11 protein-coding genes and 1 pseudogene are annotated in these 9,468 nt (G+C 51.9%); 3 read left to right on the forward strand and 9 right to left on the reverse strand.

What is annotated here, in order from left to right; all coding sequences use genetic code 11:
* Nucleotides 1-183 precede the first annotated feature (183 nt).
* The 5 genes and pseudogenes from ACT3R7_RS20070 to ACT3R7_RS20090 all read right to left on the reverse strand — a co-directional run bounded on the left by ACT3R7_RS20070 (nt 184) and on the right by ACT3R7_RS20090 (nt 3,329).
* Nucleotides 184-681: a GNAT family N-acetyltransferase gene (locus ACT3R7_RS20070; protein ID WP_193090910.1), complete on the reverse strand. Its 498-nt coding sequence runs from the start codon at nt 679-681 to the stop codon at nt 184-186.
* A 71-nt stretch (nt 682-752) separates the two neighbouring features.
* Nucleotides 753-1,400 (reverse strand): glutathione S-transferase, encoded by a 648-nt coding sequence (locus ACT3R7_RS20075; RefSeq protein ID WP_193090909.1) that lies wholly within the window; start codon nt 1,398-1,400, stop codon nt 753-755.
* A 60-nt stretch (nt 1,401-1,460) separates the two neighbouring features.
* A pseudogene (locus ACT3R7_RS20080) lies at nt 1,461-1,846 on the reverse strand (DsbA family oxidoreductase); the annotation flags it as partial.
* Between the two features lie 113 nt (nt 1,847-1,959).
* Nucleotides 1,960-2,376, reverse strand: a complete 417-nt coding sequence (locus tag ACT3R7_RS20085; protein ID WP_192539600.1) for a lysozyme inhibitor LprI family protein — start codon at nt 2,374-2,376, stop codon at nt 1,960-1,962.
* A gap of 107 nt (nt 2,377-2,483) precedes the next feature.
* Entirely contained in the window at nt 2,484-3,329 is an 846-nt protein-coding gene (locus tag ACT3R7_RS20090) for an EamA family transporter (RefSeq protein ID WP_193090908.1), read from the reverse strand.
* Nucleotides 3,330-3,593: 264 nt separating this feature from the next.
* Between ACT3R7_RS20090 and ACT3R7_RS20095 the strand changes: the two genes are divergently transcribed.
* Nucleotides 3,594-4,796 (forward strand): E22 family MetX-like putative esterase, encoded by a 1,203-nt coding sequence (locus ACT3R7_RS20095; protein WP_193090907.1) that lies wholly within the window; start codon nt 3,594-3,596, stop codon nt 4,794-4,796.
* A gap of 98 nt (nt 4,797-4,894) precedes the next feature.
* On the opposite strand, the gene ACT3R7_RS20100 is transcribed toward ACT3R7_RS20095, so the two are convergent.
* On the reverse strand, nt 4,895-5,548 hold the full coding sequence (locus ACT3R7_RS20100; protein ID WP_193090906.1) for a DsbA family oxidoreductase: 654 nt from the start codon (nt 5,546-5,548) through the stop codon (nt 4,895-4,897).
* A gap of 189 nt (nt 5,549-5,737) precedes the next feature.
* Here ACT3R7_RS20100 and ACT3R7_RS20105 point away from each other — a divergent pair, with 189 nt between their 5' ends.
* Nucleotides 5,738-6,010: a type II toxin-antitoxin system Phd/YefM family antitoxin gene (locus ACT3R7_RS20105; RefSeq protein ID WP_193090905.1), complete on the forward strand. Its 273-nt coding sequence runs from the start codon at nt 5,738-5,740 to the stop codon at nt 6,008-6,010.
* A complete protein-coding gene (locus ACT3R7_RS20110) occupies nt 5,991-6,263 on the forward strand; it encodes a Txe/YoeB family addiction module toxin (RefSeq protein WP_193090904.1) in 273 nt (90 codons plus the stop codon). Before ACT3R7_RS20105 ends, ACT3R7_RS20110 begins: the two co-directional genes overlap by 20 nt.
* Before the next feature lie 82 nt (nt 6,264-6,345).
* Here the strand turns inward: ACT3R7_RS20110 and ACT3R7_RS20115 are convergent, their stop codons facing one another.
* The 3 genes from ACT3R7_RS20115 to ACT3R7_RS20125 form a co-directional block, all read right to left on the reverse strand.
* Nucleotides 6,346-7,296: a ribonuclease Z gene (locus ACT3R7_RS20115; RefSeq protein ID WP_193090903.1), complete on the reverse strand. Its 951-nt coding sequence runs from the start codon at nt 7,294-7,296 to the stop codon at nt 6,346-6,348.
* 295 nt (nt 7,297-7,591) lie between these two features.
* Entirely contained in the window at nt 7,592-8,116 is a 525-nt protein-coding gene (locus tag ACT3R7_RS20120) for a hypothetical protein (protein ID WP_193090902.1), read from the reverse strand.
* A 147-nt stretch (nt 8,117-8,263) separates the two neighbouring features.
* The coding region (locus ACT3R7_RS20125) for a hypothetical protein (protein WP_496199420.1) at nt 8,264-9,468 on the reverse strand (1,205 nt) is incomplete at its 5' end.

Here is a 9,468-nt window from a genome sequence, read left to right on the forward strand (position 1 = left end):
CTTGCCGCTGAACTCAAAACCCAACGAATGATACAGATGGAAAGCAGGCTTATTTGATTCGTAAACCTTGAGCGTAAAAGCGTTTACGGAATGCTTGTTCCGTGTGGAGCCAGCTTAAAACCGTTGTGAGGTCTGCTGACTCTGCTCTTCGTAATATAATGTGGATTATCTTTCAACGTCGCGTCATGCATTATTCGAAAAGCGGGCCATATGGTATGCATTCACGTATTCACCACCCCTAAAAGCAAAAGCCACCGACTCACCTTCAATTTCAAAACCAAATTTCTTGTATAGATTAATGGCGCGCTCATTGTCTGTGTATACGGTGAGTTCGATGCGCTTGAGATTAAGCCAATTATCCGCCAGCTCGACCACCGTAGATAACAGCGCACTGCCAACCCCCTGCCCTTGGGATTTATCCTTCACCCCCATACCGAGCGACCCCACATGCTTGCGCCTTGGGTTTTGACAGACCTCAAAGCCCAAATTGCCCACGATTTCTCCATTAACCAGAGCAACATACCCGTAAACATTCTGTGGTGTATTCGAAAGACGCTGCTCCCAGAGGGCAACAGATGGATGGGGAAGTTGAAGAGTGCCCGAATAGGCATTTGGGCATTCGTAAATTTCTTTTACAGCGCGAGCATCTGACGGCTCGGCTTTTCTGATTTCAACGTCCATATATCTCTATCCCCTTGGTATAGCTTGAGCGATACATGGATGGCATTCCCCTAGTAAGCAGGTAGCGCTTTTCAAGATGGAAAAACCACCACGTCATCCCCCTCTTGCCATGGATGAAACTTGGTCATGGCCTGCAGAAAAAACGCGTGCTCCAACCAGTGCTGTAGCCACCGCTGCAGGTGCGGGTAAGGTAGGCTATAAAAAACATCGCGATCTACATGGGCGAATTGGCGGATAAAAGGCATGATGCCAATATCAGCAATGGTCGCGTTATCTCCCAGAAGATAAGGCTTTTGAGTCAGCTTCTCCTCTAAAACCTGTAAAAAAGCTTCACCCCGTTGCCGGTACTCTGCCTGGGTCATTTCGAGATGTCGGTCGGCGTATTTATAGCGATCCAACCAATGTTTAAATTCATTATCGTTTTGCTCGATAAGGGCATTGGCCTGAGTCCTAACCTTCGCATCTAACAGCCCTTGCGCATCTTGTTGCTCAAGCGCCCACACCATTATTTCTCGGCTCTCTTCGATCACAGTACCATCAAAAAGCTGTAAAACAGGCACAGTGCCTTTCGGGCTAATCGCTAGCATCTGGGCCGGTTTTTTCTTCAATGTGATCTCGCGCAGCTCCACCGGTAACTCAGCAAACAATAAGCCGAGCCGGGCACGCATGGCATAGGGGCAGCGACGAAAAGAGTAAAGGCGATGAAGTGATGACGTCATGGGCATTTTTCACAGTTGAATTGAAGTCAGTAGGCTCGGTGACCACTCTAAGGCGAGACGTTAGCCGTTCACGTTTTCTTCCGCCACCTGACGCAGCGCATCGACCAGCACCTCGGCAGGCTGGGCGCCGGAAATCAGGTAACGTCCGTCGAGGATGTCCCTCGGCACCGCATTCACCCCGGCGTCCATGAACCGCTGCTCTGCCGCTCGAACCTCGTTCGCGTACTGATCAGACCGGGCGATGGCCTCAGCGGTGTCGCCATCAAGCCCTACTTCGATGGCCTTCTCGCGTAACACATGTGGGCCTGAAAGGTTTTCCGCCTTACCGAAGTAGGCGCCACCCGAATAGTGCCAGTTGCAGGGGGCGTTTCCCGGTTCTGCGTGGCCGCCCAGGCAAGCACACGGTGAGCAGCGAAGGTATTGTTCGCCCGACGCTCCAGCGCACCAAGTCAATTCTCAACGCCTTCACTGGGTACCCCCTCATTCGATCAAACTGAAGAAAGTATGGTACGTGTCTATCGGGCGTAACGGCAGTACCGTCATGTAACGAATCAAGACGTTACTCGACGGGGGGTTCCGGTAACACCGGCGGCGTACTGTCCATATAGGTCAGGAAGTCTTGCCAGATGTCGTACGTTCGCTGTTTCGTTAACCGGGTAAGGCACGTAATGCCCATGACGCCGCGAATGGTTCCGTCGCGCCACTGCGTATAGACAGCGCCGCAATGGGCCTCGCTATACGCGTGCCACTGCTTCTGAGCTACCTGAATAGCTTCGACTAGCTCAGGGTCAGCCGCGTTATGTTCAACGCTCGTTTCCAGATAGTGGGTGAGTACGTCCTCGGCGGCCTCTAACTCGATAGCCGCGCACCGATTAGTCTCGAGCGTGTTCCTTATATTATTGCAATCAAGCGCCTCGTCGTCCGCCACGGCTGCAAGCGATAGCGAAGCGAGCACTATGAGTAGCCACTTTTTCATTTTTTCCTCAAACGCACATAAGGTGCTGGCCAAGCATGCACAACCGCCATGTTCTCACATTCGATACCAGGGAGATCATCTTTCGCCCTACTACTGATGGGCAGTGGCTAAGGCTTATAACGCGTCAGCGCAATACCGCAAGCGATCAGGCCAGAAGACACAAACCGCCATACGCCGAAGCCTTCTTTCAAAATGATGGTAGAAATAAGCGCAGCGAACAGCACGCTGGTTTCGCGAAGCGCCGAAACCATGCCGAGAGGCGCGTAGGCCATCGCCCAGATAACGATCCAATACGCACCGACCTGCATTCCACCGCCAGCGATAGCGGGTGCCAGGTTGCCACATACGACTTTCTTTATTTCCTTGGCTTTCCACATAAGCGCAATCGCGAACGTCAGCAAGCCATTGCCGAGCGTCAACAACACCGCAAAGCCGAGCACCGAACCCGCTTGCCGAGCGCCCAATCCGCCCACCAGCGTGTAGGAAGCGATAAAGGCGCCCGTACCGAGCGCAAGAAGGATAGCGCGGGGATTTCTGGTAATACCGGTGCTGGTATCAAATGCCAGCGACATCACGCCAACTCCAAGAAACAGCACACCGAGTAACGGGAGAAAACCCAACATTTCACCCGCGAACGCGGCAGCGCCAAGAGTCACGAGTAACGGCGCTGAGCCACGTGCGATGGGATAGACCTGGCCAAAATCACCATAGTGGTAAGCCATGGGCAAACTGAAGTGATAAGCCGTATGAATCAAGATGGCCAAGCCAAGAAGCGGCCAGCTGGCAGGATCAGGGAGCGCTACAAAAGGCAACGCGAGCGCAGAAACCAAACTGCCCAATAAAGTGATGACCGCCATAACGGCGATCCTGTCACCACTCACTTTAACAATCGCATTCCAGCTGGCGTTAAAGATGGCCGCGAGCAATACGATCATGGTTATTTCTAGGCTCATGTCATCTTATCCTTGAGCGGCAGGATGCAACGTTAAGAAAAAATAGTTTTCCCAGCATAGCGTAAATCCCTATACCCGTATGTTTTGCTACTTTCCGCCCGCATACCGCGTTCCCTTCACCACTGAACCCACACTGTTTTAGCCCCTGCTGCTTTAGCAAGCTAGCAGATGAAATGCGTTCAAAATAGGCGAGCGCTGACTATGCTGATTAGGGCCGCCACCAGCCGCCAATAACAATCACAACCTCTCAGCAAAGGAAGCCCTATGCGTCGCACACAACTATCCTCTTTCATACAACAGTCCTCTTTCATGATAGCGGGCCTTGGCCTGCTCATATCCTCCCCACTATGGGCGTGGGACGGCGTCGTCGAGAAGCAAACCTTTGAGATCGACAGCTTCACGACACAAAACGGCGAGACGATCCCCAACGTGACGGTAGGCTGGGAAGCCTACGGTGAACTCAACGAAGCCCGCGATAACGCCATTCTGATCACCCACTTTTTCTCCGGCACCAGCCACGCAGCAGGCCGCTACAATGCTGACGGTAACCCCACCGGCTACTGGGATGCCATTATCGGCCCCGGCAAAGCATTAGATACCGACGAGTACTACATCATCTCCTCGGATACGCTGGTGAACCTCGGAGCCCATGACCCCAACGTTACCACCACCGGTCCCGCGTCTATTAACCCAGACACCGGCGAACCCTGGGGCATGGATTTCCCGGTAGTCACCATTCGGGACTTCGTCGAAGTTCAGCGCGAACTACTGGAAAGCCAGGGGATTGAATCGCTGCATGCGGTGATGGGTGCTTCCATGGGGGCCCTGCAAGCGATTGAATGGGCCAGCGCCTATCCTGACCGGGTTGAGCGCTTGATTCCCGTTATCGGCGGTGGCATTGCCGACCCGTGGCTGTTGGCAACGCTGAGCTCTTGGGCCGCGCCAATCCGCGTGGACGCCAATTGGAACGAGGGTAACTACTACAACGGCGAACCGCCTACCGATGGATTAAAAGAAGCGCTTAAACTCGTTACGCTCAACGCCAACCACTGGCAGTGGGCCAACGAAACCTTTAACCGTGACTGGGCCGATGAAGAACGCGATCCCGCCCAGGATATCAGCGCCCGCTATGCCATTGAGCAAACGCTGGATGACATTGCCGCCGCCCGTGCGGAGCTTTCCGATGCCAACCACCTGCTCTACCTGGTACGCGCCAACCAAACCTTTATGGCAGGCCACGGCGACTCGTTAGAAGAAGGCCTGGCCGCCATCGAAGCCCCTACCCTAATGCTGTATAGCGAAAACGACCTGGTATTCGCTCCTGAAGGCGTGCGCCGCACCGCCGAGCTGATTGAAGCGGATGGCACTGAAGTGACGCTGGAAACCCTGGAAGGCAATCGCGGCCACTTGGATGGCGTGCTATCCATTGACCAAGCGAGTGATACGTTGCGGGCGTTTTTGCAGTAAGGCGGGAGCGCTGGCTTTGAGTCTTAAAGCCAGCGCTTAAGAAGTTGCGATATGAACCAGCCTAATTAGCCCCAGTTCAGGCCGGGGCTTCTAAAGCATTAGCGGCTAGCGTTTTCTTCAGCCACCTGACGAAGCGCATCGACCAGCACCTCGGCGGGCTGGGCGCCGGAAATCAGGTAGCGCCCATCTAGGATAAACCCCGGTACAGCGCTCACCCCTGCCTCCATGAACTGCTGTTGTGCCGCTCGCACTTCATCTGCGTACTGATCCGACCGGGCGATGGCCTCGGCGATGTCGCCGTCTAGCCCGACCTCAATGGCTTTCTCACGCAGAACCTCTGGGTCTGAAGGGTTTTTCGCCTCACCGAAGTAGGCATCAAATAAGGCCAATTGCAGGGGCGTCTCTCGGTTTGGCGTTGCGGCCCACGCCAGCACGCGGTGGGCAGCGAAGGTATTGTTCGCCCGCCGCTCTTGGGCGCCACGGAAATTCAATCCCAGCTCTTCGGCGACCTGCATGATCTCCCGCTGGGACTGCTCCATAGTGGCCGCGTCCTTGCCGTACTTGCGGCACAGGTGCTCAAGGATCGGCTCGCCCTCGGGCGGCATGTTGCGGTTGAGTTCAAAGGGCTGCCAGTGAAGTTCGATTTCGATCTCGCCCTTCAGGGTTTCCAACGCTTTTTCCAGGCGCCGGTAGCCGATGGCGCACCACGGGCAGGCGACATCGGATACCAGGTCAATTCTCAATTTCTGCATGATGGATCTCCTCGTCAGCTTCGGTCATTAAGGCTAAAACGCCAAGCCCTGGCTTGTATCACGAAAGACATAACCTTGGCTAAGGCTACCATCCCCCTTCCCCTCATATAGAAAGTCAATAAACGGCTTGGTCCGCCAAACCATCTGGGTGTATATTTGTACGGAATACCCGTACATAAAGGTGGCCTTATGGACACTATTAGCGTTAACAAGTTTAGAGACAATCTAAAAAGCGTCGTAGAGCAAGTCATCAGCCGTCACGAACCGCTGAAGGTAACTCGGCGTGCTGGTGAGGCTTTTGTGGTTATCAGCGCGGATGACTGGGAGAGGGAGCAAGAAACGCTCCACGTACTGCAAAGCAATAACCTTATGCAACAAATTGCTGACTCTCTTGAGACAAACCAACGCCGCCAAGGTTATCAACCGACCAAAGAGCAAATGGATGAGATCACTGGTATTTGAGGGGAATACCTGGGATGCGTATGAAGCCATGCGTGAAAAGGACAAACGCCTGCACAAAGCGCTCTGTAAATTGCTCAAGGAAATGCTACGTACTGACGACCCCGCCTCTGGCTTGGGCAAGCCTGAACCGCTCAAACACAACCTGACGGGGCTATGGTCTAAGCGAATCTCGCAAAAAGACCGCTTGATATACCGATTCGACGATACTGCCATTTATATCTTTGCTATCGGCGGTCATTACGATCAACACTAAAAGGGATTAGCTCTGCAGGGAGTCATGAGCTACTCAGCATTGTTATCACCATTCTCCACTCCTAGAAAAAGCCACTTTGCCTCTATCTCAGAAAAATGGCCCGTTTATCCAGGGTGTATTCGCCAAAATCACGCGCCAGATAAAGCGAACCCGAGTAGACGCGTTGGGCCTCATTTCGGATGTCCTCTATGGACGTCGAGGCAAGGGGATGAAGCGAATAACGGGGGCTAAAGTGCGTCAGCACCAGATTGGGAAGCTGTACAGACTCGGCAAACGCGGCGACAAGCTTGGCGTAGCTATGCCCTACATCACCGGCCTTCTGGGCCATCTCTTCGGTGTAGGTGGCTTCATGAACCAATACTTGCGCCCCTTCGCACGCCTTAACCAACAAGTCAGGTTGGTCATTATCCCCGGCAATCAGCACTTTCCTCGGCTTATTTTTGAAGATCAGGTAGTCATGGCTTTTTAACCGCTCACCCTCAAACTCAACATCAACCCCTTGCTTCAACTGCCCCCACAACGGCCCTCTTGGAATCCCCTTTTGCGCTAGTTTATCCACATCCAAGGCGGCGTCGACCTTTGTCTCCGTAAACCCATAAGCATAGGACGGCGCCCGGTGTGAAAACCTGTGAGTGCTAACCGCGATGCTCTCAAACGCAACGCTGGGCAGCTTGTCCGAGTCGATAAACTCCAGAGCAAAGGGCAAGCAAAGCTGCGTGGCCTCACAGGTAGCCTCCAACCATGCCTTGATGCCTGCGGGCGCCACAATGGTCAGCGGCGCTTTCCGGCCTCCCATTCCCGCACTCGCCAGTATGCCCGGCAGCCCATAGCAGTGGTCGCCGTGTACGTGGGTAATAAAGATGGCTTTCAGTGAATGAAACGACAGCTTGGTATGCAAAACCTGATGCTGGGTGCCCTCACCGCAATCGATCAGGTACCAGCCTTTCCCCTTGCTCTCGCGTAAGGCGACACCTGAGACGTTTCTACTTTTGGTGGGTACACCTGCGGAAGTGCCTAGGAACAGTAAATTCATTTCTTACGAAAGCCCTTTTACTCACTTTTTTTCGGAATAAGAAGGTGGACTGCTAGTTCGTTAAATGTAACCAATGTGGTTTTACAATGAATATTAGGCGCATAATTATGCAGTTGAGGCCTACCTAAATCCGCCTAGTTAGACTGACACAACTTGTTATTAAAGGATTAACTATTCGAGCTCAGCGACTAGGGCAAGCGCGAAGCGCTTTGCACTAGTCCGTTTCGAAGCCTTCGTTGAGCTTAGCTGTTGAAACTAATCCCTAACTAATACGCTTGAGAATCTGTTGAGATTGTTAGAATCCACCATCCGGCCCCAGCATCCTACTGCAAATATTCTCCTGCGCCGATTTTATCTTTGATAACTCCTCCCTAATCTGTGATTTTGTTAAGTAATCACCACCATCCGCCACCATATCTTTCAGGTGGGCTTCCATAACCATAGTCATGTCCCACAACTCTTCAGCGCCCATTCCAGGTGTCATCTGCCGAAACTGGCCTACCTCTTCTTCGAGATTATGGACTGCAACTACGACACGAAGAAACCGTTGGTTTTCTCGGTATGGCTTTGTCGCAAACTCATACCATGAAGCGTCGTAACTCGCACTTGCAACCAGCTCATTCATCTTCATGCAACTGCCCAGACGTTCTGAAGCTAAGGCATACTTAGCTGCATCTCGGGACGCTGATTTGGCTTCGAGAGTTTGCCAAACAGCAATGGTGGCGGCAGCGACAGCAGCCGTCACACTCACAATGCTTAAAATCGTCCTGAACTCTAGTCGTTGCTTAAGTGCCTTTCTAAGTGGTTGCTCTTCACTCAATTATCAAAACCTCACTGTCTTGAGACTCTCATTATATTTTAAGGGGCAAGCGTTACTCGCTCTTGACGGCCAAGCTTGGCATACTGTAATGCAGATCTGCCACGCGCCACCTAAGAATTACATATGAGATAGCGATCACGTCAGCCATCAACCAAGCGTTTTAAAAATCTCAGTTATTTTCCTAGAGCCGCGGGAAAACGCACGAAGGGTTGAAAGCACTAACCGCCGCCTATCATATGCACTACGTTGATCTAGATTGGCGACTTTTGTTGTCGAATTAGCTATTTTCCCACCAACTACGGCAGCTAGAGCTATATATAACCACCACCGTTGGTATCGACCTTGCTGATTGCTTGCGATAGCTGCGCTCGAATTTTTCTGACGAGCCCTAGAAACAACCAGCGTTGGTATGATGCATTCACTAGCGAGAGCAACCGAATGCGTCATGATATATTTATCTACTAACCCTTCCGGTGGATCGGGAAAAGAGGTGCAGAATTCAGATGGCACTTGTTGACAGACTCCAGACGGTCTAGCGTATCGCCGAATTCCCTCTCCAAGCTCTTCGACAGGACAAACCGTACGGTTATAACGTTCGATCTCATCACGGATTTCGATGATTTCTTTTTCTGACACTGAGCTTCTGATACCAGCGTAGATTTCAGCACTCTCAGTAGGACCGAAGAGATGAAAAGTGCCCGAACCGTAGGCCGCGTATTCATTCAATGTTTGTTGCACATCAGAAGCCCATATACACGAAGGTGTTTCTTTCAGGTCTTCTCCCTTACAAAAATGATCGTAGCTCCGCACTTGATTCAATAAATACAAGCTAGCTTCTCGACTTACTCGATTTCCTTCCGCAAGGTTTGAAGCATGGCGATTTCCAACAGAATCTGCCACAAAGAATATCCCAGCAAACAGCGCAGTTGCATACCAAAGATGATCATAGTAGCCACGAAATTTATCGTTTAGATTGAGAGTGTCGTAGGCAATTACTATTATGCACCATCCCGTTAACAGACTAATAATCAAGAGAGGAATAAGACCCAACGGACTCCCTAGCGCCCCACCTCCGCCAATAAAAAAGGAATCAGGAAGGTAGTTTATTTGAGGCCACTTCCCAGCAATATTCAATAATCCTGGGAGAGCTAATACAGAAAATACAACCATAACGCCCCGCCACCGGGCAATTACAAATCCTGCAGCTAAAAGCGCACCAATTAGGATAATGGAGTATACCAAAAGAAGGCCGAGAATCGGAGTTACTGCCTCTGCTGGGGACCAGTAACTTCCAACTATAACTTCATCATTATTTAGCTCTAAAAAATTCGAAGATGCTAATCCGACCCCCT

This window comes from Halomonas sp. AOP43-A1-21 (assembly GCF_052376775.1).
Classification (GTDB): domain Bacteria; phylum Pseudomonadota; class Gammaproteobacteria; order Pseudomonadales; family Halomonadaceae; genus Vreelandella; species Vreelandella colorata.

What these genes read in the sequence shown, in the direction of transcription:
- ACT3R7_RS20085 (WP_192539600.1), bottom strand. Translation starts at nt 2,376, where the DNA reads ATGAAAAAGTGGCTACTCATAGTGCTCGCTTCGCTATCGCTTGCAGCC.
- ACT3R7_RS20110 (WP_193090904.1), top strand. Translation starts at nt 5,991, where the DNA reads ATGAGATCACTGGTATTTGAGGGGAATACCTGGGATGCGTATGAAGCC.
- ACT3R7_RS20090 (WP_193090908.1), bottom strand. Translation starts at nt 3,329, where the DNA reads ATGAGCCTAGAAATAACCATGATCGTATTGCTCGCGGCCATCTTTAAC.
- ACT3R7_RS20100 (WP_193090906.1), bottom strand. Translation starts at nt 5,548, where the DNA reads ATGCAGAAATTGAGAATTGACCTGGTATCCGATGTCGCCTGCCCGTGG.
- ACT3R7_RS20115 (WP_193090903.1), bottom strand. Translation starts at nt 7,296, where the DNA reads ATGAATTTACTGTTCCTAGGCACTTCCGCAGGTGTACCCACCAAAAGT.
- ACT3R7_RS20075 (WP_193090909.1), bottom strand. Translation starts at nt 1,400, where the DNA reads ATGACGTCATCACTTCATCGCCTTTACTCTTTTCGTCGCTGCCCCTAT.
- ACT3R7_RS20070 (WP_193090910.1), bottom strand. Translation starts at nt 681, where the DNA reads ATGGACGTTGAAATCAGAAAAGCCGAGCCGTCAGATGCTCGCGCTGTA.
- ACT3R7_RS20105 (WP_193090905.1), top strand. Translation starts at nt 5,738, where the DNA reads ATGGACACTATTAGCGTTAACAAGTTTAGAGACAATCTAAAAAGCGTC.
- ACT3R7_RS20095 (WP_193090907.1), top strand. Translation starts at nt 3,594, where the DNA reads ATGCGTCGCACACAACTATCCTCTTTCATACAACAGTCCTCTTTCATG.